This is a genomic window from Puerhibacterium puerhi (assembly GCF_009846865.1).
Lineage (GTDB): Bacteria > Actinomycetota > Actinomycetes > Actinomycetales > Cellulomonadaceae > Puerhibacterium > Puerhibacterium puerhi.
Genome location: NZ_WUWN01000005.1, coordinates 46011 through 71093 on the forward strand (window position 1 = coordinate 46011; position 25083 = coordinate 71093).

Consider the following 25083-nt stretch of genomic DNA (forward strand, 5'->3'; position numbering starts at 1 on the left):
CGCGCCGTGCCCGACAACCTGCAGTCCCTCGTCGACGCGCTGCCCCGGCTCGGCGAGGGGGTCGTGGTCACGCTGCAGCTCACGCTGGGCGGCGCGGCGCTCGCGTTCGTGCTCGCGGTGGCGCTGGGCCTCGCCGCGCGCGCCCGCTCGCTGTGGCTGCGCACCCCCACCCGCGTCGTGGTCGAGTTCTTCCGCGGCACGTCGCTGGTGGTGCAGCTGTTCTGGCTGTTCTACGTGCTGCCCGTGTTCGGCTTCCGGCTGGAGTCGATGGCCGTGGGCATCGTCGCCCTCGGCCTCAACTACGGCGCGTACGGCTCCGAGGTGGTGCGCGGGTCGCTCAACGCCGTCCCGGTGGGGCAGTGGGAGGCGACCAAGGCGCTCAGCCTGGGCCCGGTGCACCGGGTGCGCCGGGTGATCCTGCCCCAGGCGTGGGCCCTGATGATCCCGCTGCTGACCAACCTGCTCATCCAGCTGCTCAAGGGCTCCGCCCTGGCCACGTACATCCTGCTGCACGACGTGAACTACGAGATCGGGCAGCTGCGGATCGCCACGCGCGACACGTTCTTCAGCTACGCCGTCGGCCTGCTCGTCTACTTCGCCCTGGCCTACGTGCTCACCCTCGGCATGAACGCCCTCGAGGTGCGCGCCAAGCGCCGCGTGGGGGCGGGGCCGACCCTGCGGGAGGTCGTGCGGCTGGCGCCGGTGCCCACGTCGGTGGGGGCGGGTGCTGCATGACCGGCGGGCTGTGGAGCTGGGAGCAGGCAGCGGCGGCGCTGCCCCCGATCCTCGAGGGGTTCCGCGTCACGCTGGTCGCGACGGTCGTCGGCATGGTGATCGCCGCGGTCCTCGGGCTGGTCATCGCCCTGGTGCGGCGCTCGGCCGGCCGCTGGCTGACCGTGCCGGTCGGCCTGTTCGTCGAGCTGGTGCGCTCCACGCCGCTGCTGGTCCAGCTCGTGTTCGTCTATCTCATGCTGCCGTCGGTGCCGGCGCTCGTCATCGGCTGCACCGTGCTGGGCGTCCACTACGCCACGTACCTGTCCGAGGTGTACCGCGCCGGGATCGAGGCGGTGCCGCGCGGGCAGTGGGAGGCCGCCACGGCGCTCGACCTGCCCCGCGCGCGGGTGTGGCGGGCCGTCGTGCTGCCGCAGGCGGTCCGCAACACGCTGCCCGGCCTGGGCAACTACGCGATCTCGATGTTCAAGGAGACGCCGTACCTGTTCTCCATCTCCGTCGTCGAGATGTTCACCGCTGCGCAGCAGTACGGCGCCGCGACCTTCGACTACACCGAGGCCCTGACCATGGTGGGGCTGATCTTCCTGGCCGTGAGCTACCCGACCTCGCTGCTGGTGCGCAGGATGGAGAACCGCCTTGCCTGAGCCGCACGCCCCCACGCCGGCCGGTGACCCCACCGGCGCACCGGCCATCGAGCTCGTCGACGTCGTCAAGCGCTTCGGCGCCACCACGGTGCTCGACGGGCTGAGCTTCGCCGTCGCCAAGGGGGAGCGGGTGGCCCTCATCGGGCCCTCCGGCTCCGGCAAGACGACGATCCTGCGCCTGCTCATGACGCTCGAGGAGGCCGACGGCGGGTTCCTGTACGTCGACGGCGAGCCGTACACCCACGAGGTGCGCGACGGCCGCCGGGTGCCGATCCCGGAGAAGCGCCGCCGCCGGGTGCGCCGCCGCGTCGGCATGGTGTTCCAGCAGTTCAACCTGTTCCCGAACATGACGGTGCTCGGCAACATCATCGAGGCGCCGGTCCACGCCCTCGGCCTGGCGCGCGAGGAGGCCGTGGCGCGCGCCGACCGGCTGCTCGAGCAGGTCGGCATGGCGGACAAGCGCGACGCGCGCCCCACCGCCCTGTCCGGCGGGCAGCAGCAGCGCGTGGCGATCGCCCGGGCGCTCGCGATGGACCCGGAGATCCTGCTGCTGGACGAGGTCACCTCGGCCCTCGATCCCGAGCTCGTGGTGGACGTGCTGGAGGTGCTGCGCACGCTCGCCGAGACCACCGACCTGACCATGCTCATCGTCACGCACGAGATGCAGTTCGCGCGCGACGTGTCGCACCGCGTGCTGATGTTCGACCGCGGCCGCATCGTCGAGGAGGCCGACCCGGAGACGATGTTCACCGCCCCGACGCACGTGCGCACGCAGGCCTTCCTCAAGGCGGTGCTCGGCTGACCGCGGTCCCGCCCGGTGGCGTGGGCGACCGGGGCCGTCGACGTCGCCGGGCGGCTCCGCGCGGGGCGGCCTAGCGTGGGTGCATGGCGACGACCGACGGCAACATCCGCGAGCTCATCAACCAGCTGGTCGAGCAGGAGAAGCAGCTGCGCGAGCAGCTCAGCGGCCATCCCGAGGGGGAGGGGCGCGACCTGCTCAAGGCGATCCAGGTGGAGCTGGACCAGTGCTGGGACCTGCTGCGGCGCCGTGACGCGGCCCGCGAGTTCGGGCGCAACCCCGACGACGAGCAGGTGCGCCCGGCCGACACGGTGGAGAACTACCGCAACTGACCCCTCGCGCTCCGCCAGCGCGGTCAGCGCGGCGGCAGCAGGCCGAGGGCGGAGTCCCGGGCGCGCTCGAACGCGTCCGGGACCACCCCCATGCCCGCCATGACGAGCGCCCCCTCGTGCAGCATGAGCAGGTCGCGCGCCAGGTCGTCCGGCGCCCCCGCGTCGCGGGCGATGCCGGTGAACAGGTCGAGCATCCAGCGCTTCTGCCCCACGATCACCGCGTAGGCGGGGTGGTCCGGGTCGCTGATCTCGGCGTGGGCGTTGATCATGCCGCAGCCCCGGCGCCCTCGGTCGGCGGCCCAGTCCGCCGAGGCGGCGAAGACCGCCGCCAGCCGGGCCCGCGGGTCCGGGCCGGCAGCGGCCAGCAGCGGGTCGAGGACGCCCCGCCACTGCCGGTCGCGCTCGCGCAGGTACTCCACGACGAGGCGCTCCTTGGACCCGAAGCGGTCGTACAGCGTCTTCTTCGTGACGCCGGCGCGCTCGGCGATCGCCTCGACGCCCACGGCGTGGATGCCCTGGGCGTAGAAGAGCTCCGACGCCGCCGCGAGCACCGCCCGCGCCTTGGGGGTCCACCCGACGGCCGCCGTGCCGGCGCGGGCGTCCGCGGCCGCCATCCGGTCTGCGCCCTGGTCGGTGCCTCGACCGGTGCCCTGGTCCGTGCCCTGGTCCACGCTCACACGGCAACGCTACACCGACCGGTATACCGTGACGAGCATGCGTACACCGATCGGTATACCCCGGGGTCCCGCCGGCTGGGCGACGGCGGCGCTCGCGGCGCTCTTCGTCGTCTGCTGGTCGTCCGGGTTCGTGGGGGCGAAGCTCGGCGCCGGCGACGCGCCCGTGACCACCGTGCTCATGTGGCGGTTCGTCCCCCTTGCCCTGCTGCTCCTGCCGGCGCTGGTCGTGCGCGGACGCGGCGCGGGGCGGGCGGGCGCCGGCGGCCGCGCCCTGGCGCGGGACGTCGTGATCGGCGTGCTGTCGCAGACCGGGTACCTGCTGAGCGTCTACGGCGCCATCGAGCTGGGGGTCAGCACCGGGACGACGGCGCTCGTCGACGGCATCCAGCCGCTGGCCGTCGCGGCGCTCGCCGGGCCGCTGCTCGGCGTCGCCGTCACCGGCCGGCAGTGGGCGGGCCTCGCCGTCGGCCTCGTGGGCGTCGCGGCGGTGACGTGGGCCGACGCCACGGCGCCGGCCGGCGGCGCGCCCTGGTGGGGGTACGTCGTGCCGTTCGCCGGGATGCTGTCCCTCGTGGCGGCCACGTTCCTCGAGCGCCGGGCCCCGAGCGCCACGCCGCCCCTGCGCGCCCTCGCGGTCCACTGCGCCACCTCGGCAGCGGTCTTCGCCGGCCTGGCGCTGGCCACCGGCACGGCGGCACCCCCGCGCGCCGCGTCGTTCTGGGTAGCCGTCGCCTGGCTCGTGGTCCTGTCCACCTTCGGTGGGTACGGCCTGTGCTGGGTGCTGCTGCGGCGGGTCGGGGTCACCACTGTCGACGGGCTGATGTTCCTGGTCCCGGCGGTGACCACGGCCTGGGGTGCCGCGATGTTCGCCGAGCCCGTCACCGCGCTGACCGTGGTGGGCCTGGCGCTCGCGCTCGGCGCCTGCGCGCTGGTCGCCCGGGACGACACTGTCCGGGACGGCGGGGTTCGGGGCGACGGGGTCCGGGGCGACAGGCCGGGGCGCGACCGGGACGGCCTCAGTCGGCGGCGAGCAGCGGCGCGCCGGCCTCGAGCAGCGCTCGGGCGGCGGGGTCCTCGAGCGGCACGTCGGTGACGATCCCGGTGACCTCGGCGAGCGGCAGCACCCGGAACGCCGACGCGGCGCCGATCTTCTCGGCGCTCGCGAGCACGTAGGTGTCGCCCGCGCGGCCCGCGAGCGTGCGCTTCGTGGCCGCCTCCTCGGCGTCGCCCGTGGTCAGGCCCGCCTCGGGGTGCACGCCGGTGACGCCGAGCAGGAAGACGTCGGCCCAGATCCCGGCGGCGGCCTCCGCGAGCAGGGAGCCCGAGGTCACCACCGAGTGCTTGAACAGGCGGCCGCCCAGCACGAGCACCTCCACCGTGGGGTGCTCCGCCAGGGCCGCTGCCACGGTGGGGCTGTGCGTGACGATCGTGGCGTCGAGGTCGGCGGGCAGGGCGCGGGCCACCGCCAGTGCCGTCGTCCCGCCGTCGAGGATCGCCGTGCTGCCCGGGCGCACCAGCGCGGCCGCGCGCCGCGCGACCCGGTCCTTGTTCTCCACGGCCACGCCCTGCCGACCGGCGTAGTCGACGACGGCGGGGGAGACGGGCAGCGCACCGCCGTAGACGCGCTGGCACAGGCCCGCGGCCGCCATCTCGCGCAGGTCGCGGCGCACGGAGTCCTCGGACAGCCCGTGCCGGGCCGCGAAGTCCTTGGCCACCACGCGTCCCTCGGTGCGCAGCACCCGCAGCAGCTCGTCCCGTCGTTGTGCCGGCAGCATCGATCTCCACCTCTCCAGGGTGATATTCACATTAATCCCTAGTGTTGCACGTTCATGCGTACTAGCGTGTAAAACATGAAGCCCATGATGATCCTGATCGCAGGCCCCTACCAGTCCGGCACGAACGGCGACCCCGCCGCGATGGCCGCCAACCTCCGCCGCCTCGAGGAGGCCGCGTGGCCGGTCTTCGAGCGCGGTCACGTGCCCATGATCGGCGAGTGGGTGGCGCTCCCGGTGCTGTCCAGCATGGGCGCGTCCGGCCCCACGGACCCGCGCGCCGAGCAGGTGCTCTACCCGACGGCCGAGCGGCTGCTGGAGCACTGCGACGCCGTGCTGCGCCTGCCGGGCGAGTCGCGCGGCGCGGACAACGACGTCGCGATCGCCCGACGGCGCGGGCTGCCGGTGTACACGTCGGTCGAGCAGATCCCGCGCGCCGGGGCCGCCGCCGGGGTGCCGGCCGGCGCCGTCTGACCGGGCTGAGGGCCCCGGTCCTCGACCCGGCCGCGCCTCGTCTGCTGACGACGAACGCTCCGACCGCACGGAGCGGTCGGGGCGTTCGCCTGGGTGCCCGGGGGCGGGCCGCCCGGGAGCGGCGTCAGTGCCGGGCGCCGGCGAGCTCCGCGCGCTCGGGCCGGGCGCCGGCGAGCTCCGCGCGCTCGGGCCGGGCGGCGTCGGCCTCGGCGAGGTCGACGGGCACCTCGGAGAGCACCTCGGTGCCGCCCACCTCGACGGTGGCCTCCGCGGCCGCGGCCAGGTCGGCGGCGCCGTCGGTGCCCGACGCGCCGTCCACCGTCGTCGCGCCGTCGGACGTCGCGCCGTCGTCGCGCCGTCGGACGTCGCGCCGTCGGACGCCGGGGCGTCCACCGTCGTCGCGCCGTCGGACGTCGCGCCGTCGGACGCCGGGGCCTCGCGGCGCCCGGGGCGCGCGGCGCCGGCCACGGCGAGGCTCAGCACCACGGCGGCGGTGATCACGAGCAGGGCGTGGCGCGTGCCCCAGGCGTCGGCGAGCAGGCCGAGCACCGGCGGGGCGGACAGCGACGCGATGGAGCCGAACGACCCGACGACCGCCACGCGCGCGGCGGCCTTGGTGGGGTCGTCGGCGGCGGCCGCGGTGCCCACGGGGTAGGCCAGCGCCGCGCCCATGCCCCACAGCGCGATGCCGATCCAGGCGGTCACGATGCTGGGGCTCAGGCCGAAGGCGAGCAGGCCCACCAGGGCGGACACGCCGGAGGCGCGCAGCACGGCGACGCGGCCCAGGCGCGAGATGAGCGTGGCGCCGGCGAGGCGCACGGTCACCATGGCCAGCACGAACGTGCCGTAGGCGACGGCGCCGAGCGCCTCGGGGACGGCGAACCCGTCCACGACCGCGAGGTTGAGCCAGTTGGCGGCGGCACCCTCGGACAGCGACGCGGCCAGCAGCACGAGGCCGATGAGCACGGTCCGGCGCTCGGTCCACGGCGCGAGGGCGGCCCCCATGCTGCGGCGGCGGGAGCCGCCGGTGGTGGCCGCGCCGCCGGAGCGGGTGGGCGCGTCCTGCAGCGCGGTGCCCGGCGTGATCAGCACCAGCCGCGCCGCGGTGACGAGCACGGCGACGCCGGCGATGTGCAGGGCGACGGGTACCGCGAGCACCGAGGTGACGGCGGCCAGGGCGCTGCCGACGGCGGCACCGACCGAGAGCGCGGCGTGCATGTGCGGCAGCACGGCCTTGCCCAGGCGGCGCTCCACGCGCGTGGCCTCGAGGTTCACCGACACGTTGGTGGCGGGCCCGGTGAGGCCGTTGAGCAGCACGCCCAGCGAGAAGACCGGCACGGAGCCGACGGCCACGCCGAGGCCCACGAGCAGGAAGCCCACGAGCGGGCCGACCATGCCGATCCGGAGGGTGGCGCGGCTGCCGAAGCGCAGGATCGCGGTGCCGGTGAGGGAGATGCCCAGGAGCGAGCCGCCGGCGCCGATGACCAGGAGCATCCCGAGCTGGCCGGCGTCGACCCCGAGGCCCTCGCGGACCGACGGCAGCCGGCCCAGCCAGCTGGAGGTGATGATGCCGAAGACGGCGAACATGCCCATGAGCGACCAGCGGGCGCGCAGGACCTCGGGGTCGTGCGCCGCCGGCGCGGGGCCGGGGCGGTGGGTGGGGCGGACGCCGCGGTGCAGGCGCAGCCAGGCGCGGCCGGCGGGGCGGCGCAGACGAGGACGGTGGGGGCGGGGCGTGACGACAGGCATGAAGGAGCGCAGACTCGCGAGGTCGAGGTGGAGCGGACGGCGTCAGGGCGCTCGAGGGTGACGCTGCGCCAGGCCGTGGAGCGCGCCCGAGGGCCGTGCGCGGGCACGGCGGGGCCTCGCTGATCCAGGGATCTGGTCCAGGGACACGGAGGCCGGTGGTTCGGGGGCGGCTCGGCGAGCTCGGCGGCGCGGCGGTGCCGGGACGGACGGGGCCGTCGCGGCGGGGGCGCCCTGCTTCGATGAGCGCCTGTCGGCGCGAGGTCATCGAAACGATTTGACCCACCGATCTTACGAGCCTCGAGCACGTGATTCCAAGGCCGTGGGCGGTGACGTCGCACACGCCTCCCCGGCTCTCGTGCGCGCGTCGTGCGGGCCTCGTGCTGGGCGCGTGCTGGGCGCGTGCGGGCACGGTGCGCACGACGTGCCCAGTCTCCGGAGCCCCTGCCTTTGGTGCGTGGGCCGCGGCGGCCGTAGGTTTGGCCCCATGAGCGATTTCCACGTGGCCCGGCGGGAGAGGCAGGAGCCGACCGCGGCCCTCGTCGCCCGCGTGGTGGCCGTCTTCGTGCTGTTCCTCGGCGGCCTCGTGCTGATCGGCGCCGGTGCGTCCGGCAACCGTGACTACTCCTGGGCGCTGTTCGCCGCCGGCATCCTCGTGATCGCCCTGGCGTTCGGGCTGCCCATGCGCGGAGCCACCGAGCGCTGACGACCGGGGCCGGGCTGCGTCCCGGCGTCGAGGCAGGACGAGGGCCCGCGGCATCGTGCCGCGGGCCCTCGTCGCGCTGTGGGGGCCGTGCCTCGGTCCCTGCCTCGGTCCGTGCCTCGGTCCGTGCCTCGGTCTGGGCCCGGTCCGTGCCGGGGGCCGTCCGGTCGGCTCAGCCGGCCGTGACCTGGCGGTCCTGCTGGCCGCTCGCCTCGCCGGCCTCGATCGACGACTGCCGCGACGTGTGGGCGACCTCGATCCGCCGCGGCTTCGCCTCGTCCGCGACAGGGATGGTGAGCGAGAGCACGCCGTCGGCGTACGCGGCCTCGATGCGGTCGAGCGCCAGCCCGCGGCCCAGCGTGAGCTGACGGGCGAACGTGCCCGTCGGGCGCTCCCGGACGAGCCACTGGCCCTCGCCGCTGCGGGCCGTGCGCTCGGCGCGGATCGTCAGCGTGCGGTCCTCGCACGAGACGTCGATGGTCCCCGGGTCCACCCCCGGCAGGTCGACGGCCAGCACGAAGTGGTCCCCCTCGCGGAAGAGGTCCATCGGCATGGCCGGGGCGCTGCGGTTGCCCATCGCCACCTGCGAGAAGAGGCGGTCCATCTCGGCGAACGGGTCCCAGTACGTAGCCATCGCGCATCACCTCCTCGTCGAGGGCCGCGCCCTGCGGCCCCGGTGCACCCGGCCCCGGGCGGTGGCTCGGCCCGGTGCCGAACCCGCCAGGGACCGGTTGGCTACGTCTCTGTATTAGCACTCTCGACCGGAGAGTGCCAAGTGGTTCGGAGGCGTCCTCCGGGCGCCGTCCTCAGGGCTCCGTGACGGTCGCCGCCAGCGGCTCGACGGCGGCCGCCTCGCCGGCCGACGCCCGCCCGGCGAGCACGGGGTCGACCAGCCCGACGCCGGACAGCAGGTCCAGCGCCGGGCGGTGCTTGTTGAACGTGTAGACGTGCAGGCCGGGCGCCCCGGCGTCGAGCACCGCCTGCGCCACCTCCGCCGACCGCGCCACCCCGTACACGTGCTGCGCCTCCGGGTCCTCGAGCGCCTCGAGGCGATCGAGCAGGTCCGCCGGCGGCGCGACGCCGGTGAGCTCGTGGACGCGGTGCAGCCGGCGCGGCTCGGTCGCGGGCAGCAGCCCTGCCAGCACGGGGATCGTCACGCCCGCGGCGCGCGCGTCGGCGACGAACTCGACGTACGACGACGCCTCGTAGAACAGCTGGGTGATGGCGAACGAGGCGCCGGCCCGCTCCTTGTCCAGCAGCCGGCGCACCTCCTGGGCGCGGGTCGTGCCGGCGGCCGGGTTGCCGTTCGGGAACGCGGCGACGGCGATCGACAGGGGGTGCGCGGCCCCGCGCAGCGCGGCGCTGGGGTCCGCGGCGGCGCGGTCCGCCTCGACCTCGCGCAGCAGCCGCACCAGCTCGACGCTGCTCGTGACCCCGCCGGGCGCGGGGCGCCAGTCGGGCTGGTCGTGCGGCGGGTCGCCGCGCAGCGCCAGGAACGCCCGCACGCCCGCGTCGAGGTAGTCGGCCACCACCTGGCGCACGTCCTCGCGCGACGCCCCCACGCAGGTCAGGTGGGCGACGGGGAGCACGGGCGTGCCCGCCAGCAGGGTCCGCAGCACCTGGCGGGCGGTGGCGCGGTCGCCCCCGCCGGCGCCGTACGTCACCGACACGAAGTCCGGGTGCACCGCGACCAGCCGGCGCGCCGTCTCCCAGAACCGCGGGGCCACCTCGGGGCGGCGCGGCGGCATGAGCTCGAAGGACAGGGTGGGTCGGGGCGGCCGCCGTCGCGCGGCCTGCGCCGTGTCCGACGCCGGGGGCTGCGCCGAGGACTCGGTCGCGGCGGGGCGCGGCGGGGCGGGACGGGCGGGGACTGCGTCGTCGGCCATCGGACACTCCGTCGCACGTGGACGCAGCGCCGTCGCCGTCGGGCTGCGCGGGGGCGCTCCGTCGGGCGGGTCGCTGCGGCGTCGTCGGCGGCCGTGGCAGTGCCGGGCCGCCCTGATGGTGCGCCCGATCCTAGGGCCTGCCGCCGGGGTGCGCGACGGTGCCGGGCGCGGGGCCCGGTGAAGGAGCCCGATGACGGGACCCGGGGCGTGGTGCCGGCGCGTCGCCCACCTCCGGGCCCACCCTCGGGCCCCACCCCGGGCCCGTGGTGCGCCGCGCTGCGGCGGCGCACCACGTACGGTGGCGGGCATGGACACCGAAGAGCGCCTGGCCGTCTTCATCGACTACGAGAACCTTGCGCTCGGCGCCCGCGAGCACCTGGGCGGCATGCAGTTCGACTTCAAGCCCATCGCCGACGCCCTCGCCGTGCGCGGCCGGGTGGTGGTGCGCCGCGCGTACGCGGACTGGTCGTACTTCGACGAGGACCGCCGCGCCCTGACGCGCCACCAGGTCGAGCTCATCGAGATGCCTCAGCGCATGGGCGCCTCCCGCAAGAACGCCGCCGACATCAAGATGGTGGTCGACACCATCGAGATGGCCTTCGAGCGCGACTACATCTCGACGTTCGTCATGTGCACCGGCGACTCGGACTTCTCGCCGCTCGTGCACAAGCTGCGCGAGCTCAACAAGCGCGTCATCGGCGTCGGCGTCGAGAAGTCGACGTCGCGCCTGCTGCCCCCCGCGTGCGACGAGTTCCTCTTCTACGACCGCCTCGAGGGCGTGGACGTGCCCGACGCCGACGAGGCGCCGCGCCCCGCCCGGGCGGCGAGTGCGGGCAACCGCCGCCGTCGGCCCGCGAAGGCCGAGTCGCCCGCCGCCGAGCCCGCCGCCGAGCCGGCCGCCGCGCCCGCTGCCGAGCAGCCGGCCGAGGAGGCGCCGTCGGGCCGTCGTCGCGGCGGCCGGGGCCGCACCAAGGCCGAGGCCGCGCCGGAGGAGGCGACGACGTCGCGTCGCGGCCGCGCGGCGGCCGCCGTGACCGAGGCGATCGGCGAGGCGGCCCCGGCGCCCGCGGGGACGGCCGCGCCGTCGGCGGAGCCCGAGCCCGCCGTCGAGCCGGCCCCCGAGCCCACCGCCGCGGCCACCCCGACGGCCGGCGCAGAGCCGGCTGTCGGGACGCTCGACGAGCTGGCCTCGGTCCAGGAGGGCGCCGAGGAGCCCACCGAGGAGCACGCCGAGGACGGCGAGGAGGTGCCGATGGAGGTGCAGGTGGCCCGCACGCTCGCGGACCTGCAGGCCTCCACCAGCGGCGCCGTCACCGCGTCGATGCTCAAGCGCACGCTGCTGCGCCGCGACCCCACCTTCAGCGAGGCCGACTACGGCTTCCGCACGTTCGGCGAGTTCGTGCGGTTCCTCGCCGACCGCGGGTTCCTCGAGCTCGCGCCCGGCCCCGCCAACGGCGACCCCGAGGTGTCCCTGCCCGAGCAGGGCGACACCGACCAGGCGTTCCGGCTCGTGCGCTCGGTGGTCGAGGAGGCCGGCGGCCCCGTGGCGCTCTCCGGGCTCAAGAACCGCCTGCGCAAGCGCCGGCCGGACTTCTCGGAGAAGGCGCTCGGGTACCGCGGGTTCCTGCAGTTCTGCAAGGCCGCGGCGGCCTCCGGCGCCGTCGCGCTCGAGTGGGACGACGATGCCGAGGACTACCTGGTCGCCGCGGGCTGAGCCGCCGCACGCCGACGGGCCCGGCCGCGAGGAGCGGCCGGGCCCGTCGGCGTCTGCGCCGGCGTCCGCGTCGGGGTCAGCGCACCGCCTGGCGCACCAGCGCGGTGATGCGCTCGGCGACCTCCGGCGTCAGCTCCGTCAGGGCGTACGACGTCGGCCAGAGGGCGCCGTCGTCGAGCTTGGCCCGGTCGCTGAAGCCGAGCGTGGCGTAGCGCGCCTTGAACTTCCCGGCGTGCTGGAAGTGGCAGACCATCACGCCGTCGATCGCGTAGGCGGGCATCCCGTACCAGAGCCGCGGCCGCAGCTCGGGCACTGCCGCCATGACGACGGCGTGCACGCCCTCGGCCAGCGCCCGGTCGGCGTCGGGGAACGAGGCGATCTTCTCGAGCACCTCGCGCTCGGCCTCGGCGGGGTCCGGGGCGCCCGCGCGCCGGCTGCGCTTCTTGGCCTCCCGGGCGCGGTCCTTCATCGCGGCCCGCTCCTCGGCGGTGAAGCCCTCGTACGTCGTGGCCTGCGTGTCCGTGCTCATGCTGGTCCCCCTCCTGGGCGCTCGGGCCGCGACCGTCGCGGCGTCCTGACCACGACGCTACGGAACGCCGACCTGCGGGTGCTTCTCGATTCCTGACCGGTCGGCCCGACGGCTCACTGGCCGCCCATGCCGGTGGTGGCCACGCCCTGGACGATGCGGCGCTGGAAGATCATGAAGACGATCAGCAGCGGCAGCGCGCCGAGGATCGCGGAGGCCATGGTCTGCGCGTACTGCACGCCGTACGCGCTCTTCACGGTGGCGAGGCCGACCGGCAGCGTCATCAGGGCCGGGTCGTTGGTGACGATGAACGGCCACAGGAAGTTGTTCCACGCGCCGATGAACACGAAGATCCCCACGGCCACGAGGATGCTGCGCGACAGCGGCATGACGATCCGCCAGAACAGCATCCACGCCCCGGCGCCGTCGATCCGGGCGGCGTCCAGCAGCTCCTCCGGGATGGCGTCGAAGAACCGCTTGAGGATGAACACCATCACCGGTGCCACGACCTGGGGCAAGATCACCGCCGCGAGCGTGTCCACGAGGCCGAAGGACTGCATCTGCTGGAAGAGCGGCACGATGAGGATCTGCGGCGGCACCAGGATCGAGGCCACCGTCAGCGACATGAGCACCTTGCGCCCGCGGAACAGGGTGCGCGAGAACGCATAGGCCGCCATGGCCGAGATCAGCACCGTGACGGCGGTGACGACGACGGCCACGATCGTCGTGTTGAGCGTCCAGCGCAAAACGTCGCCTCGGCCCAGCACGGCGGCGTAGGAGTCCAGCGTCCAGCCCGACGCCGGCAGCCAGGTGGCGCCGGCCGCCGCGTCGGTCTCCGTCTTGAACGAGGTGGCGACGCCCCAGGCGAGCGGCAGCAGCCAGGCGGCGGCGAAGAGCACGAGGACCACGATCGTCAGCACGCGGGCCCAGCGGCTCGTGCCGAGCGTCAGGCGGGTCATGGCGCGGTCGTCCGCCGCCCGGGCGACGCGCGCGGCCCGCAGCGCGCCGCGCCGGCCGGGGGCCGCCGCGGCGCCCGCGGCGACGGGGACGGGCCGGTTGACGTCGGTGATGGCCATGTCAGCTCTCCTTCCGCGTCGGCCGCAGCCGCACGAGGGTCAGCACGAGGATCACGGCGAAGAAGACGTAGGAGATCGCCGAGGCGTAGCCGAGCCGGTAGTTGGTGAAGCCGGTGTCGTAGATGTACTCGAGGATCGACCGCGTGGAGCCGTTGGGGCCGCCCGCGGTGAGCAGGTAGATCTGGTCGAAGACCTTCAGCGAGGCGAGCACCTGCAGCACGAGCACGACGCCCGTGACGTTGCCGAGCTGGGGCAGAGTGATGGAGAACAGCCGGCGCCAGGCGCCGGCGCCGTCGATCGTCGCGGCCTCGTAGAGCGTGCCGGGGATCGACTGGAGGGCCGCGAGGTAGAGCAGGAAGTTGAAGCCCACCGTCCACCACACCGTCACCAGGGCGACGGACACCATGGCCACGCCCTCCTCGGAGAGCCAGCCCACCGGCGCCAGGCCGAGGTTGCCGAGCCAGGTGTTGAACAGCCCGATGTCGGGCTGGAACAGCCACAGGAACAGCGCGGTGACGACGGCGACCGGCAGCAGGTAGGACGCGAAGAACGCCGTGCGCCACAGCCACTGCCCCGGCAGGCCGGTGTGCACGAGCAGCGCCATCACCAGGCCGACGAGCACCAGCGGGACGGTGGAGATCACCGTGAACAGGAAGGTCTGCCACAGGGTCTGCCACACCTGCGGGTCGGTGAACGCCTCCGCGTAGTTCGCGAAGCCGATGAACCCGCCGCCGGAGCCCGTCAGGCTGCGGTCGGTGAGGCTCATCCACAGCCCCGAGACGATCGGCCAGGCCAGGAAGAGGCCGGCGAAGACCAGGAACGGCAGCACGAACAGGTAGCCGGACCGGTCCCGCGCCCGCAGGCCGGAGCCGCTCCGGGCGCGCGTGGCGCCACGGGCCGGCCTCGACCGGGCCGGGCGGACGTCGTCGACGGCGCTCGTGACGGACATCGTCGTCCTCCTTCGCTCCCCGGCGATGCCGGGTCGGACGGATCGGTCCCGCTCAGGCGGGGTTGGGGGTGGACAGGAACCGGTTCATCTCGCGCAGCATCTGCCGTACGGCGCTCGCGGCGTCGGCGCGGCCCTGCATGGCAGGGGTCATGGCGTCGCTCATGCGCGCCTGGAAGTCGCCGCCCGCGCCCGCGAACCACACCGGCGGGTCGAGCACCACGATCTCGCCGGCGGCCGCGTAGTCCTTCTGCGGGCTCAGCTTCTGGTAGTCGGGCTCCGACAGGACCGGCTGGTAGGCCGGGATGTGCCCCGCGCCCGCCCACGTGAGGCTGCCCTCGCGCACGATGTGCGCCAGCACGCGGTACGTGGCGTCCCGACGTGCCCGGTCGGGGTGCGCCTGACGGGGCAGCACGAAGGCGTGGGAGTCGGCGTAGTTGGCCGGGGTGCCCAGGATCGTCGGGAACGGCATGCCACCGACGTCGGGGATCGCCTCCTGGAAGGCGGGCAGCTCCCACTCGCCGGAGATGATCATGCCGCTGCGGCCGGTGACGAAGCTGGCGATGGCCCCGGGGTAGTCCTGGCTGCGCGGTGCGACCGTGCCGTCGAGGATCGCCTGGATCACCTCGACGACCTCGGTGGCCTTCTGCTCGTCGATCTGGGCGCTGCGCCCGGGCACGAGCTCGTAGCCGGCGCCGGTCTGGGCGTACAGGCCCCAGAACAGCCGCCAGGCCTGGGCTGTGTCGAGCACGTAGCCGTACGCCAGGCCCGTCTCACCGGTGACCTCGGCCATGGCCTTGCCCGCCGCGAGCAGCTCGTCGACGGAGCCGGGGGAGCGCATCAGCCCGTCCGGACCCGCCAGCCCCGCGTCCGCGACCACCTGCGGGTTGTAGAAGGTGATGAAGGGATGGGTGTCCAGCGGCAGCGCGTACAGCTCGCCCTGGTAGGACGCCCGCTCCCACACGGCGGGGGCGAAGCTCTCCTGGGTGATGCCCAGGTCGGCGAGCACGTCCATGTCGAACGGCTCGAGCAGGCCGCCGGGGGCGTAGCCGGCCAGGCGCGACAGGTGCGTGACGGCGGCCTCCGGCGGGCGCCCGCCCGACGACGCCATGGCCAGCTTGGTGTAGTACGCCGAGCCCCACGCGAGGGTGACCGACTCGATCGCCACGTCGGGGTTCGCCTTCATGGCCTCGGCCTGCATCTTCTGCATGCGCTCGCCGTCGGCACCGGAGAACAGGTCCCAGATGCGGACCTGCGTGCGGCCCCCGGCGGCCGCGTCGGTGGCGCAGCCGGCCGTCGCGCCGAGGGCGACGGCCCCGGCGCCGACGAGGGCGCTGCGCAGGAGGGTCCGGCGGCTCATCTGCGGCCCGGGCCCGGTGAGCAAGGTCATCGTCGACCTCCGTAGGGAGTGGTGCAACGTTGCGTTCTAACGTTGAACCAAGATGGACTATCGGCCGGCCCGCGTCAAGCGGAACGACCGACGGCGGGTGGCCGGGCCCTGCGTGCGCCCTGCGTGCGCGGAACCCGGCCGGGGAGGAAGAGGTGGAGCGGTGAGCGGTACGGAGTCGCCCGGGGCTTCGGGCGGTGCGGCGCCGACGACGCCGGACGCGTCGTCCACCCCATCGTCCGCCCCCGGGTCGCCGCCCGCCCGCCGGGCGCAGCCCGCGGCGCGGGCGGGGTCCGCGACCGGGGCGCAGCCCCGGCCGAAGGCGCCGGGCCTCAAGGACGTGGCGGCGGAGGCCGGGGTGTCGTGGAAGACGGTCTCGAACGTCGTCAACGGCACCGGCCGGGTCGGCGAGGCCACCCGCAGGCGTGTGGAAGAGGCGATCGAGCGGCTCGGCTACCGGCCGAGCCTCGCGGGGCGCCAGCTGCGCCGCGGCCGCACCCACATCCTGGCGCTGGCGGTGCCGGAGATCGACCACCCGTACTTCTCGTGGCTCGCGCACGCCACCATCCGCGCCGCCCGGGCACGCGGCTACCGCGTGCTCATCGACGAGACCGGCGGCGAGCGGGCCACCGAGATGACCGTGGCGCGCGGCTACGACGAGCGGCTCATCGACGGAATCCTCTTCTCCCCGCTCGAGCTGAGCCTGTCGGAGGCGGACGCGCTGCGCGGCCGCACGCCGATGGTGCTGCTGGGGGAGCGCGCGGTGGGCGCCGGGCACGCGCAGGTGCGCACCGAGCACGTGAGCATCGACAACGTGCGCGCCGCGCGGGAGGCGGTGCGCCACCTCGTGAGCACGGGCCGGCGGCGGATCGCCTTCGTCGGCGTCGAGCCGGACGCGCCGGAGCGCTCGGGCGTGCTGCGGCTGCGCGGCTACCGCGAGGAGCTGCGCGCGCAGGGCCTCGTGGCGGACCCGGCCTGGGAGCTGCCGGTCGCGGCGTACACCCGCTCCGAGGGCGCGCGGGTGGTGGAGTCGGTGCTGGCCCGCGTGGACGGCGTCGACGGGCTGCTGTGCGCCAACGACCAGCTCGCGCTCGGGGCGATGCACGCCCTGCGGCGCAACGGCGTCCGGGTGCCGGGCGACGTCGGCGTCGTGGGCTGGGACAACATCGAGGACGGGCGCTACGCCAACCCCACCCTGACCACCGTGGCCCCGGACGTCGACGGCCTCGCCGCGCGGGCGGTGGCCAGCCTGGTCGACCAGGTCGAGGGCCGCGCCGGGGAGCCCGCCGACGTCGTCGTGCCCCACCGCCTGCTGGTGCGGGAGAGCACCGCCGTCGAGCGCTGACCGCCGTGGCGCCCGGGCGGCGCGCCCGCGCGTGCCGCGGTGCTCCCGTGATTCAACGTTGCAATCTGTCGCCGGGGGTGTTTCGATCGAGGAGCCACACGACCGCCGGACGACGCCGCGGCCGCCTCCGGGCGCCCTGGCGACGCGACGAAGCAACGGAGCCGCACCCATGACTCGACTGGACCTGCTCGACCCGCCGAGCGCCCCGACGCCCACCTCCGTCCCCCGCCCCGAGTACCCCCGCCCGCAGATGGTGCGCGAGCGCTGGCTCAACCTCAACGGCACCTGGCAGTTCGAGCTCGACCAGGGCGACTCGGGCCTGGAGCGCGGGCTGGTGGAGCGGCCGCTGAGCGGCGAGATCACCGTGCCGTTCGCACCGGAGTCCGAGCTGTCGGGGATCGGCAACACCGACTTCCTCGAGGCCGTCTGGTACCGCCGCGAGGTCACCGTGCCGGCCGACTGGGCGGCGGTCGGCGACGACGTGCACGTGCTGCTGCACCTGGGCGCGGTCGACCACGACGCGACCGTGTGGGTCGACGGCGTCGAGGTGACCCGCCACCGCGGCGGGTTCACGCCGTTCACCGCCGACCTGCACGGGCTGGCCGCCCCCGGCGACACCGTGACCGTCGTCGTGCGGGCGCGCGACCCGCGCGAGGCCCTGCAGGCCCGCGGCAAGCAGGCGACCTGGTACGCCAACACGCACTGCAACTACACCCGCACCACCGGCATCTGGCAGACCGTGTGGCTCGAGCCGGTGCCGGCCGTGCACCTGCGCCGCCCGCAGATCACCCCGCAGCTGGCCGCCGGCGCGCTCGACGTCGTCGTGCCGCTGTCCGCCAACCGGCCCGGCTGGACGGTGCGCGCCGTGGTGAGCGACGACGACGGCGAGGTCGCCGTCGCGCAGGCGCGCGCCGACCTGGACCTCGCGCCGTCGCTGCGCGTCGTGCTGCCCGCCGAGCGGCAGCGCACCTGGTCGCCCGCCGACCCGTTCCTCTACGACGTCGTGGTCGAGCTGCGCGACGCCGACGGCGCCGTCGTCGACGCCGTGCGGTCGTACGCCGGCCTGCGCTCGGTCGCGATCGACGGCACGTCGTTCCTGCTCAACGGCGAGCCGGTGTTCCAGCGCCTCGTGCTGGACCAGGGCTACTGGCCCGAGTCGCTGATGACGGCGCCCGACGACGCGGCGCTGGTGCGGGACATCGAGCTGGGCCTGGCCGCCGGGTTCAACGGTGCGCGCCTGCACCAGAAGGTGTTCGAGGAGCGCTACCTGTTCCACGCCGACCGGCTCGGCTACCTCGTCTGGGGCGAGTTCGGCGACTGGGGCGTCAGCGGACAGGGCGGCCCCGGGCACAACCAGAAGCCGACGGCGTCGTTCGTCACGCAGTGGCTCGAGGTGCTCGAGCGCGACCGGTCGCACCCGTCGATCGTCGGCTGGTGCCCCCTCAACGAGACTCACCAGGACTGGCACGACCGGATCACTGTGCTCGACGACGTCACGCGCGGGATGTTCCTGGCCACCAAGCAGGCCGACCCGTCGCGCCCGGTGATCGACGCGAGCGGCTACTCCCACCGCGTCGACGAGACCGACGTGTGGGACTCGCACCTGTACGAGCAGGACCCGCAGGTCTTCGCCCTGATGGTCGGCGGCCTGGCCGACGGACACCCGTACGAGAACACCCGGGAGGACGGCACGCGCATGTCCCTGCCGTACCGCGGCCAGCCGTACTTCGTCAGCGAGTACGGCGGCATCTGGTGGAACCCGGAGGCCGCCGCGCAGGCCGCTGGCGACGACGAGGCGGAGTCGTGGGGCTACGGGCAGCGCGTGGCCGACGAGGAGGAGTTCCACGAGCGCTTCGCCGGGCTGACCGACGTGCTGCTCGACGACCCGCTGATGTTCGGCTACTGCTACACCCAGCTCACCGACGTGTTCCAGGAGCAGAACGGCATCTACCGGTTCGACCGCTCCGAGAAGCTCGACGTCGCCCGGGTGCGCGCCGTGCAGGAGCGGGCCGCCGCGTTCGAGAAGGCCGGCCGCGTGGCCGGCGCCGGCCCGCGCCCGAGCGCGCCGGGCACGACGCCGGACGCCGCCGAGGAAGCCGCCACCGGCAGGGGCGGGACGGCTGCCGCGTCGGCCTCGGCCTCCTGACGGCACCCGGCGCGGCCGTCGGGCCGAGGATCACCGGAATCGGACCTGGCCGGGGTGGCGCCCCGGACGCATCCTCACCGTGGGACTCCGGCTACCGAGGTGGCGGCCGGAGCCCCGCGGAGGGAGTGCGTCATGGCGCTGACCTGGCGGGTGCGCGCCCTGGGCGCGGTGGTGGACAGGGCGGTGGGCCCGTTCGCCACGATGTCGGACGCGAAGCGGCGGCGGCTGCGCTCGCGCGCCGGCCCGCGGTGGCTGGGCGAGGTGCTCAGCGGCCGCCCCGAGCGGACGGTGGGCGTCGACGAGATCGCCGTGCCCGGGCCGGCGGGCGCGATCCCTGCGCGGAGGTACCGGCCCTCGGGGTGGCACGCCGGGGAACGCCTGCCGCTCCTCGTCACGCTGCCCGGTGGCGGGTTCGTCTTCGGCGACGCCGTCACGACGGCGTGGCTCTCCAGCCACCTGGCGGCGCGCCTGCGCGCGGTCGTCGTCTCCCCCGGCTACCGGCTGGCCCCGGAGCACCCGGCGCCTGCCGCGGGGGAGGACTGCTACGCCGTCGTGGCCTGGGTCGCGTCCCATGCGGCGGAGCTCGGGGGCGACGCGGGGCGCCTCGCCGTCGTCGGGGAGAGCGCCGGGGCGAACCTCGCGGCCACGGTCACCCTCATGGCGCGCGAGCGGGGTGGTCCGCGCATCCGCGCCCAGGGCCTGCTCCAGGGCGCGTTCGACCTGCGCCCCGAGGCCCCGATGATGCACCCGTCGGCGCGCTGGCCCTTCGGACGGTCCGCCGACGCCCCCGACATGGTCGCGGCGTACCTCGGCGAGCACGGCGACCCCACCGACCCGCTGGTCTCGCCGCAGCTGGCTCCCGACCACGCCGGGCTGCCGCCCGCCTTCGTGCTCACCGCCGACCACGACTACCTGCGCGAGGACGGCGAGCGCTACGCCGCGGCGCTGCGGGCGGCCGGGGTGCACGTGGAGCACGCGCACTACGTCGACAGTCCGCACGGCATCATGGCGTTCCCGGGATGGTGCGCCGCCTCCGGGCCGGCGCTCGACCGGCTGACGGCCTTCCTGAGCCTCGCGCTGACGCCTCTGCCAGGGCCGTCGGTGCCGGGCACCGCGAGCGCGGCGGGACGTCCGGTGGGCTCCTGAGGCGGGGCGCTGACCGGCGACGACGTACCGCGCTGAGGTCGGGCGGTGCACAATGGCCCGGTGACCTACCGTCTTCTCCGCCTGGTGCTGTCGCTCGTGGCGTACGTGCTGCTGCGGCCGCAGGTGACCGGACTGCACAACGTCCCGCGCCGCGGACCGGTGATCCTGGCGAGCAACCACCTGTCGTTCATCGACTCGGTGATCATCCCGCTGGTGGTGCCCCGGCAGGTCACGTTCATCGCCAAGGCGGAGTACTTCACGGGCAAGGGCATCAAGGGCCGCATCTCGCGCTGGTTCTTCACCACGATGGGCCACGTGCCGGTGGACCGGGAGGACCCGCGCGCCGGGCAGCGCTCCCTCGAGGACGCCCTGGTGGTGCTGCGCCGTGGCGGGGCGTTCGGGATCTATCCGGAGGGCACCCGCTCCCGCGACGGCAAGCTGCACCAGGGGCACACCGGCGTGGCCTGGCTGGCGCTGGCCGGCCAGGCGCCCGTGGTGCCGGTGGCCCTGCGCGGCACCGACAAGGTGCAGCCGGTGGGCAAGCGGCTGCCCCGGCCGTACCGCGGGGTGCAGGTGCACTTCGGCGCGCCGATCGACCCGTCGCGCCAGCTCACCACGGGGGCCCGGCCGGCGCAGGTGCGCCGCGAGCTCACCGACCAGGTCATGGCCTCGATCCACCGCATGAGCGGCCAGGAGCTCTCGTCCTGACCGTCCGCACCTTCCCCCTCCCTCCCTCCGCGGGTTGTCAGTACGAGGGTGCGCTATAGCCTGCGCTGCTTCTGACAACACGGTCGGTGTTCGGGTTGTCAGTACGAGGGTGCGCTATAGCCTGCGCTGCTTCTGACAACGCGGTCGGGGGGTGCGTGGCGGGGTGCGGCGCCGTGGCGGCTCGTACGCTGACCGCATGAGCACCCGACGCAGCACCGAGGCGGTCGGCGAGGACAGCGTCGTCGCGGCGACCGGACGTCCCCGGCCCGAGTGGTTCACGCTCCTCGACGACGCCGGCGCCGTCGCCTGGCAGCACAAGCAGATCGCCGCGTGGCTCGTGGACGCCCACGGTGTCGACGGGTGGTGGGCGCAGTCCGTCACCGTGGCCTACGAGCAGGAGCGCGGCCTGCGCGCCCCGGGTCAGCGGCGCGGCGGCGCGTTCGAGGCCGCGCCGTCCAAGACGCTGCCCGGCACCGTGGCGGACTGGTACCCGCTGCTCGCCGACGCCGGCGCGCGGGCGCGCTGGCTGGACCCGGCGCTGCCGGAGGTGTCGGCGGGGGAGCGGGTCGAGGTGGTCGGCGGTGTCGACGGCCGCTCGGTGCGGATCGCGTGGCCGGTCGGCGCCGTCGGGGCGCCCGCCGACAAGCCGGGCAGCGTGGTCTTCGACTTCTACCAGCCGCGCGACGCCGAGGGGGCGCCCACCGGCCGGCTGCGGATGTCCGCCACGCACCGCGGCATCCCGACGGCGGAGGAGGCCGCGACGCTCAAGCAGTTCTGGCGCGCGCGGCTGGCGGACCTGGCCGCGCTCGGCACCGCCCCGCAGGACTGACGCCCGCGGGGCCCGCCGGTCAGGCGGCGATCTGCACGCTGTCCTGGATGTCGCGGATGGCCGCGAGGGTCTTCGCCGCCTGCGGCCCGCCACAGGTGCCGGTGATCTGCACCAGGTCGGCGACGCCGTCGTGCTCGACGACGGCGAGGTGCACCGCCTGCGTCACGGCCCCGGCCCGCGGGTCGGTCCACGAGGCCTCGATCCGCTGGCCCAGCAGCCCGGACACCTTGACCTCGGTACGCTCGAGCGTCGCCCCGGGCAGCGCGCTGAACCGGGAGATCGACTCGTCGGTGGCGCCCTCGAGCGACTGGCCGGGCAGGAGGCGGGAGATCACGACCACCACGTTGGCCACGAGGCCCCCGGTGGGTCGCGCGACGGCGAGCTGTGCGCCCGGCACGGGCTGCGGCACCCAGCCCTGCGGGCACTCGAGCGTGACGCCGGGGAACGCGGGGAAGGTGTCGCTGGGGTAGCTGAAGGTGCTCATCGCCGCTCATTCTCCCCGAGACTTCTCACCGAGACGGCCCTGGGGCGGTGCGGTGAGCACGCCGGGCACCTCGGCGAGGCGGCGGGCGAGGGCCATCCCGTCGGGCGCGACCACCGTGGGCACGCCGTCGGCCGCGCGCGGCAGGTGCTCCGGCGGTGCGGTCGTGCGGCTGCCGGCCGGACCGGCGCCGACGGCGAGCACCCGCTGGGCCTGCGACAGCGTGCGGATCGCCACGGCGGCGACCCGCCCCGGCCAGCGCTCGGCGGCCCGGGCGTAGATGTCGGGGTCGTGCTGCCCGTCGTCCCCGACCAGCAGCCACGTGACCTGCGGGAACGTGGCCATGAGCCGGTCGATCTCGGCGTCCTTGTGCTCGGGCCCGCTGCGGAACCAGCCCGTCTGGGTCGGACCGAAGTCGGTGAGCAGCAGCGGGCCGGGCGGGAAGCCGTGGCGGGCGAGGAACCGGCGCAACGTGCGCGCTGTGTTCCACGCGCCGGTGGAGACGTAGACGAACGGGGCGTCGGGGTGCGCCGCGGCGACGCGGGCGTACAGGTGCGCCATGCCGTGCACGGGCGTGCGCGCGGCCGCCGGGCGGACCAGCGAGTTCCACGCCGCGAGCAGCAGCCGCGGCACCATCGTCACCATCGTGGTGTCGTCGATGTCGCTGATCACGCCCAGCGTCGGCTCGTCGTCCACGACCCGCAGCGCCGCCGTCGTCACGGGGCCCGCCGGCCGGCCGGCCGGGGCGTCGGCCGCGGGGGCGAGCTCCGCCCGCTGCCAGCCGGCCGGCAGCGGGCGACCGGGCGGCAGGTCCACCTCGACGTCCACGTACCCGGCGCGGTCGGCGACGACGTCGACGCGCACGCCCTCGACGGTCACGACGATCCGCTCCTGCGGGGCCGGCACGGCGAGGTAGGCGCGGAACCCCCGGCGGTCCGGCTCCGGCGGGGCGAGCGGCCCGCGCCGCGGCGCGAGCACGACGCGGGCGAGCACCCGCACGCGCTCCGGCGTCCCGTAGCCGGTGTACGCCTCCACCTGCGGGACCCAGCCGAAGGTGCGGCGCAGGAACGGGCCGAGGACGCGCAGGACGGCGTCCTCGACGACGGCGGTCAGGTGCGGCCGCTGAGTCTCGCGGCGCGTGGTGCGAGCCATGGGACCACCCTCGCACCGAGTGGCCGTCGTCGCTGGTCAGGCGTGCACGACTGCCCCGCCGCCCCGCCGCTCAGGCCCGTTCGAGGACCACGGGGCACGTCGCCAGGTGGTCGTCCACGAGGCCGCAGGCCTGCATCGCCGCGTACGCCGTCGTCGGGCCGAAGAACCGGAAGCCGCGCTTCTTCAGCGCCTTGGCCATCGCCACGGACTCCGGCGTCGTGGCCGGCACCTCGCCCGGGGCGGGGTTCGCCGCGCGGGGCGGCGGGGCGAAGGACCAGAACAGCTCGTCGAGAGTCGTGCCGTCCTCGTGCAGCGCCACGACGGCGCGGGCGTTCGCGATCGTCGCCTCGATCTTGGCGCGGTTGCGGATGATCCGGGCGTCGCCCATCAGCTGCTCGACGTCCGCCTCCGTCATGGCTGCGACCCGCTCGGGCTCGAAGCCGTGGAACAGCTCCCGGAACGCGGGACGCTTGCGAAGCACCGTGATCCAGGCGAGCCCCGACTGGAAGCCCTCGAGGGCGATCCGCTCCAGCAGCGCCGCCTCGCCGTGCACCGGCCGGCCCCACTCGGTGTCGTGGTAGGCCTCGTAGAGCGGGTCGCCGTCGCCGAAGCACCGGGCCGGCGCGCCGGCGAGGACGCCCGCGCGAGCCTCCGCGGGCTCCGGCATGTCCGCGGCCGCGCCCTCGGGCGTCGCGTCGTCGGGCGCCGTGCGGTGGGGCGCCGCGTCGTTCGTCGTCATGCCCCCAGCCTGCCGCCGACCGCCCACACCCGGCACGTGCCGCGGGGCGCCTGTGGACGGCGGTGGGGCCGCCACCGTCGGAGGTACGGCCCGAGCCGCAGCGCGCTCGCGCGGCGGCCGGCCCGACCGCGCCACCCGGGGTGGTCCGCCCGCTCCACGCGGCCGATCCGCCCGCGCCGTCCGGCCGAGGTCAGGCCGTGCCGGCCCCGCGCCGGGCCACCCACGCCTCGATGCCGTCGAGGACCACGCCGACGCCGAAGGCGATCTCGTCGTCGCTGCTGGGCTCGCCGCCCGGCGAGGGCTCCCAGGAGGCCAGCGCCCCGGCGAGGTACGGGTACTCCTCGGGCGAGGCCAGGCGGGTGAGGATCAGCTCGAAGTCGGCGTACGGGTGCGCCGCCGCCAGGGCTTCGGGGTCGAGCTCCGAGTCCGGCACGTCGTCGCCGAGCCCTGCCGCCCGGCGGACCCGCTGCACCGCCGTGCGCCGGCTCTCCACCTGCACCCGCGTCTCGCCGAGCACGTGCTGGGCGAGCAGCCCGGCGATCGCCATCTTCTCGTCGGCGGGCAGGGCGAGGTCGCGCATCGCGTAGAAGGCGGCCTCGAGCCAGGCCGCGCGCTGGGGGCCGGGCGTCACGCTGCTCAGCGGCAGGTCGAGGTACCACGGCCGCGTCATCGCCAGCTCGATCTGCGAGCGGGTCCACAGCTCCAGCGCGTCGCGCCAGCCGAGGTCGGCGGGGATGGGCGGCGGCGGGCCGGGCACGGCGTCGGCCATGAGCGCCAGCAGCTCGTCCTTGCCGGAGACGTGGCGGTACAGCGCCATCGGCGTGAAGCCGAGGGCGTCGGCGACGCGGGCCATGGAGACGGCCGCGAGGCCTTCGGCGTCGGCGATCTCCACTGCCGTCTGCACGATCCGGTCCACGCTCAGCGCCGGCCTGGGGCCGCGGCGCCCGGCGGGCTGCCGGCGCCACAGCCGCTGCAGCTCGGGCGGGACGACGGCGTCGGTTCCGGCTTCGCTCATGACGCCCATCCTGCCCGCTCCCCGCCGGCGCCCCGACCGCCCAGCCGACCGCGGCACCCCGGGCGGCGCCCGGAGACCCTGCCCGGAGACCCTTGCCCGGAACCCTTG

Annotated in this window: 24 protein-coding genes; 12 read left to right on the forward strand and 12 right to left on the reverse strand. The window is 75.3% G+C overall.

Annotated features, from left to right (window positions below):
• Positions 1–6 precede the first annotated feature (6 nt).
• The 4 genes from ehuC to GSF02_RS04680 all read left to right on the forward strand — a co-directional run bounded on the left by ehuC (position 7) and on the right by GSF02_RS04680 (position 2507).
• Positions 7–735 (forward strand): ectoine/hydroxyectoine ABC transporter permease subunit EhuC, encoded by a 729-nt coding sequence (gene ehuC, locus GSF02_RS04665; protein WP_159793223.1) that lies wholly within the window; start codon positions 7–9, stop codon positions 733–735.
• Entirely contained in the window at positions 732–1376 is a 645-nt protein-coding gene (gene ehuD / locus GSF02_RS04670; protein ID WP_159793225.1) for an ectoine/hydroxyectoine ABC transporter permease subunit EhuD, read from the forward strand. The genes ehuC and ehuD overlap by 4 nt, the downstream gene beginning before the upstream one ends.
• The gene (gene ehuA / locus GSF02_RS04675) at positions 1369–2178 is read left to right on the forward strand and encodes an ectoine/hydroxyectoine ABC transporter ATP-binding protein EhuA (RefSeq protein ID WP_328798996.1); all 810 of its coding nucleotides are present in this window, start codon (positions 1369–1371) and stop codon (positions 2176–2178) included. The genes ehuD and ehuA overlap by 8 nt, the downstream gene beginning before the upstream one ends.
• A gap of 83 nt (positions 2179–2261) precedes the next feature.
• Complete coding sequence (locus GSF02_RS04680) at positions 2262–2507, forward strand: DUF2630 family protein (protein WP_159793226.1); 246 nt, start codon at positions 2262–2264, stop codon at positions 2505–2507.
• Positions 2508–2530: 23 nt separating this feature from the next.
• Here the strand turns inward: GSF02_RS04680 and GSF02_RS04685 are convergent, their stop codons facing one another.
• Positions 2531–3184 carry a TetR/AcrR family transcriptional regulator gene (locus tag GSF02_RS04685; RefSeq protein WP_235915369.1) on the reverse strand — a complete coding sequence of 218 codons (654 nt, stop codon included), beginning with the start codon at positions 3182–3184 and terminating at the stop codon, positions 2531–2533.
• A gap of 37 nt (positions 3185–3221) precedes the next feature.
• On the opposite strand from GSF02_RS04685, the gene GSF02_RS04690 reads away from it, so the two are divergent.
• Positions 3222–4277 carry a DMT family transporter gene (locus tag GSF02_RS04690; RefSeq protein WP_159793228.1) on the forward strand — a complete coding sequence of 352 codons (1056 nt, stop codon included), beginning with the start codon at positions 3222–3224 and terminating at the stop codon, positions 4275–4277.
• Here GSF02_RS04690 and GSF02_RS18535 read toward each other — a convergent pair.
• Entirely contained in the window at positions 4201–7179 is a 2979-nt protein-coding gene (locus tag GSF02_RS18535; RefSeq protein WP_201308792.1) for an MFS transporter, read from the reverse strand. The two genes, GSF02_RS04690 and GSF02_RS18535, sit on opposite strands and share 77 nt — an antisense overlap.
• A gap of 484 nt (positions 7180–7663) precedes the next feature.
• Here GSF02_RS18535 and GSF02_RS04710 point away from each other — a divergent pair, with 484 nt between their 5' ends.
• On the forward strand, positions 7664–7882 hold the full coding sequence (locus tag GSF02_RS04710) for a hypothetical protein (RefSeq protein ID WP_159793230.1): 219 nt from the start codon (positions 7664–7666) through the stop codon (positions 7880–7882).
• Positions 7883–8051: 169 nt separating this feature from the next.
• On the opposite strand, the gene GSF02_RS04715 is transcribed toward GSF02_RS04710, so the two are convergent.
• Entirely contained in the window at positions 8052–8513 is a 462-nt protein-coding gene (locus GSF02_RS04715) for an Hsp20/alpha crystallin family protein (protein ID WP_159793232.1), read from the reverse strand.
• A 172-nt stretch (positions 8514–8685) separates the two neighbouring features.
• On the reverse strand, positions 8686–9765 hold the full coding sequence (locus tag GSF02_RS04720) for a methylenetetrahydrofolate reductase (RefSeq protein ID WP_159793234.1): 1080 nt from the start codon (positions 9763–9765) through the stop codon (positions 8686–8688).
• A 307-nt stretch (positions 9766–10072) separates the two neighbouring features.
• On the opposite strand from GSF02_RS04720, the gene GSF02_RS04725 reads away from it, so the two are divergent.
• A complete protein-coding gene (locus GSF02_RS04725) occupies positions 10073–11479 on the forward strand; it encodes a PIN domain-containing protein (protein ID WP_159793236.1) in 1407 nt (468 codons plus the stop codon).
• Positions 11480–11555: 76 nt separating this feature from the next.
• On the opposite strand, the gene GSF02_RS04730 is transcribed toward GSF02_RS04725, so the two are convergent.
• From GSF02_RS04730 to GSF02_RS04745, 4 genes are all read right to left on the reverse strand, one after another.
• Positions 11556–12008 carry an iron chaperone gene (locus GSF02_RS04730; RefSeq protein ID WP_159793238.1) on the reverse strand — a complete coding sequence of 151 codons (453 nt, stop codon included), beginning with the start codon at positions 12006–12008 and terminating at the stop codon, positions 11556–11558.
• Positions 12009–12121: 113 nt separating this feature from the next.
• A complete protein-coding gene (locus GSF02_RS04735; protein ID WP_201308793.1) occupies positions 12122–13081 on the reverse strand; it encodes a carbohydrate ABC transporter permease in 960 nt (319 codons plus the stop codon).
• Position 13082: 1 nt separating this feature from the next.
• On the reverse strand, positions 13083–14030 hold the full coding sequence (locus tag GSF02_RS04740; RefSeq protein WP_159793240.1) for a carbohydrate ABC transporter permease: 948 nt from the start codon (positions 14028–14030) through the stop codon (positions 13083–13085).
• Positions 14031–14082: 52 nt separating this feature from the next.
• The gene (locus GSF02_RS04745) at positions 14083–15417 is read right to left on the reverse strand and encodes an extracellular solute-binding protein (protein ID WP_159793242.1); all 1335 of its coding nucleotides are present in this window, start codon (positions 15415–15417) and stop codon (positions 14083–14085) included.
• A 52-nt stretch (positions 15418–15469) separates the two neighbouring features.
• On the opposite strand from GSF02_RS04745, the gene GSF02_RS04750 reads away from it, so the two are divergent.
• The 5 genes from GSF02_RS04750 (at position 15470) to GSF02_RS04770 (ending at position 21588) form a co-directional block, all read left to right on the forward strand.
• The gene (locus tag GSF02_RS04750; RefSeq protein ID WP_159793244.1) at positions 15470–16759 is read left to right on the forward strand and encodes a LacI family DNA-binding transcriptional regulator; all 1290 of its coding nucleotides are present in this window, start codon (positions 15470–15472) and stop codon (positions 16757–16759) included.
• Between the two features lie 169 nt (positions 16760–16928).
• A complete protein-coding gene (locus tag GSF02_RS04755) occupies positions 16929–18905 on the forward strand; it encodes a glycoside hydrolase family 2 protein (RefSeq protein WP_159793246.1) in 1977 nt (658 codons plus the stop codon).
• A 132-nt stretch (positions 18906–19037) separates the two neighbouring features.
• Positions 19038–20051 carry an alpha/beta hydrolase gene (locus GSF02_RS04760; protein ID WP_159793248.1) on the forward strand — a complete coding sequence of 338 codons (1014 nt, stop codon included), beginning with the start codon at positions 19038–19040 and terminating at the stop codon, positions 20049–20051.
• Positions 20052–20111: 60 nt separating this feature from the next.
• Positions 20112–20759 carry a lysophospholipid acyltransferase family protein gene (locus tag GSF02_RS04765; RefSeq protein WP_159793250.1) on the forward strand — a complete coding sequence of 216 codons (648 nt, stop codon included), beginning with the start codon at positions 20112–20114 and terminating at the stop codon, positions 20757–20759.
• Between the two features lie 196 nt (positions 20760–20955).
• Positions 20956–21588, forward strand: a complete 633-nt coding sequence (locus GSF02_RS04770; RefSeq protein ID WP_159793252.1) for a hypothetical protein — start codon at positions 20956–20958, stop codon at positions 21586–21588.
• 19 nt (positions 21589–21607) lie between these two features.
• On the opposite strand, the gene GSF02_RS04775 is transcribed toward GSF02_RS04770, so the two are convergent.
• The 4 genes from GSF02_RS04775 to GSF02_RS04790 form a co-directional block, all read right to left on the reverse strand.
• Entirely contained in the window at positions 21608–22072 is a 465-nt protein-coding gene (locus GSF02_RS04775; protein WP_159793254.1) for a hypothetical protein, read from the reverse strand.
• A gap of 6 nt (positions 22073–22078) precedes the next feature.
• Entirely contained in the window at positions 22079–23221 is a 1143-nt protein-coding gene (locus GSF02_RS04780) for an App1 family protein (RefSeq protein ID WP_159793256.1), read from the reverse strand.
• A 70-nt stretch (positions 23222–23291) separates the two neighbouring features.
• Positions 23292–23888: a DNA-3-methyladenine glycosylase I gene (locus GSF02_RS04785; RefSeq protein ID WP_159793431.1), complete on the reverse strand. Its 597-nt coding sequence runs from the start codon at positions 23886–23888 to the stop codon at positions 23292–23294.
• 262 nt (positions 23889–24150) lie between these two features.
• Positions 24151–24975, reverse strand: a complete 825-nt coding sequence (locus GSF02_RS04790; RefSeq protein ID WP_235915370.1) for a TetR/AcrR family transcriptional regulator — start codon at positions 24973–24975, stop codon at positions 24151–24153.
• Between the last annotated feature and the right edge of the window lie 108 nt (positions 24976–25083).

What these genes read in the sequence shown, in the direction of transcription:
- GSF02_RS04680 (WP_159793226.1), top strand. Translation starts at nt 2,262, where the DNA reads ATGGCGACGACCGACGGCAACATCCGCGAGCTCATCAACCAGCTGGTC.
- GSF02_RS04740 (WP_159793240.1), bottom strand. Translation starts at nt 14,030, where the DNA reads ATGTCCGTCACGAGCGCCGTCGACGACGTCCGCCCGGCCCGGTCGAGG.
- GSF02_RS04735 (WP_201308793.1), bottom strand. Translation starts at nt 13,081, where the DNA reads ATGGCCATCACCGACGTCAACCGGCCCGTCCCCGTCGCCGCGGGCGCC.
- GSF02_RS04725 (WP_159793236.1), top strand. Translation starts at nt 10,073, where the DNA reads ATGGACACCGAAGAGCGCCTGGCCGTCTTCATCGACTACGAGAACCTT.
- GSF02_RS04745 (WP_159793242.1), bottom strand. Translation starts at nt 15,417, where the DNA reads ATGACCTTGCTCACCGGGCCCGGGCCGCAGATGAGCCGCCGGACCCTC.
- ehuD (WP_159793225.1), top strand. Translation starts at nt 732, where the DNA reads ATGACCGGCGGGCTGTGGAGCTGGGAGCAGGCAGCGGCGGCGCTGCCC.
- GSF02_RS04710 (WP_159793230.1), top strand. Translation starts at nt 7,664, where the DNA reads ATGAGCGATTTCCACGTGGCCCGGCGGGAGAGGCAGGAGCCGACCGCG.
- GSF02_RS04755 (WP_159793246.1), top strand. Translation starts at nt 16,929, where the DNA reads ATGACTCGACTGGACCTGCTCGACCCGCCGAGCGCCCCGACGCCCACC.
- GSF02_RS04780 (WP_159793256.1), bottom strand. Translation starts at nt 23,221, where the DNA reads ATGGCTCGCACCACGCGCCGCGAGACTCAGCGGCCGCACCTGACCGCC.
- GSF02_RS04760 (WP_159793248.1), top strand. Translation starts at nt 19,038, where the DNA reads ATGGCGCTGACCTGGCGGGTGCGCGCCCTGGGCGCGGTGGTGGACAGG.
- GSF02_RS04785 (WP_159793431.1), bottom strand. Translation starts at nt 23,888, where the DNA reads ATGCCGGAGCCCGCGGAGGCTCGCGCGGGCGTCCTCGCCGGCGCGCCG.
- GSF02_RS04790 (WP_235915370.1), bottom strand. Translation starts at nt 24,975, where the DNA reads ATGAGCGAAGCCGGAACCGACGCCGTCGTCCCGCCCGAGCTGCAGCGG.
- GSF02_RS04715 (WP_159793232.1), bottom strand. Translation starts at nt 8,513, where the DNA reads ATGGCTACGTACTGGGACCCGTTCGCCGAGATGGACCGCCTCTTCTCG.
- GSF02_RS04690 (WP_159793228.1), top strand. Translation starts at nt 3,222, where the DNA reads ATGCGTACACCGATCGGTATACCCCGGGGTCCCGCCGGCTGGGCGACG.
- GSF02_RS04730 (WP_159793238.1), bottom strand. Translation starts at nt 12,008, where the DNA reads ATGAGCACGGACACGCAGGCCACGACGTACGAGGGCTTCACCGCCGAG.
- GSF02_RS04720 (WP_159793234.1), bottom strand. Translation starts at nt 9,765, where the DNA reads ATGGCCGACGACGCAGTCCCCGCCCGTCCCGCCCCGCCGCGCCCCGCC.
- GSF02_RS04770 (WP_159793252.1), top strand. Translation starts at nt 20,956, where the DNA reads ATGAGCACCCGACGCAGCACCGAGGCGGTCGGCGAGGACAGCGTCGTC.
- GSF02_RS18535 (WP_201308792.1), bottom strand. Translation starts at nt 7,179, where the DNA reads ATGCCTGTCGTCACGCCCCGCCCCCACCGTCCTCGTCTGCGCCGCCCC.
- GSF02_RS04775 (WP_159793254.1), bottom strand. Translation starts at nt 22,072, where the DNA reads ATGAGCACCTTCAGCTACCCCAGCGACACCTTCCCCGCGTTCCCCGGC.
- GSF02_RS04750 (WP_159793244.1), top strand. Translation starts at nt 15,470, where the DNA reads ATGGACTATCGGCCGGCCCGCGTCAAGCGGAACGACCGACGGCGGGTG.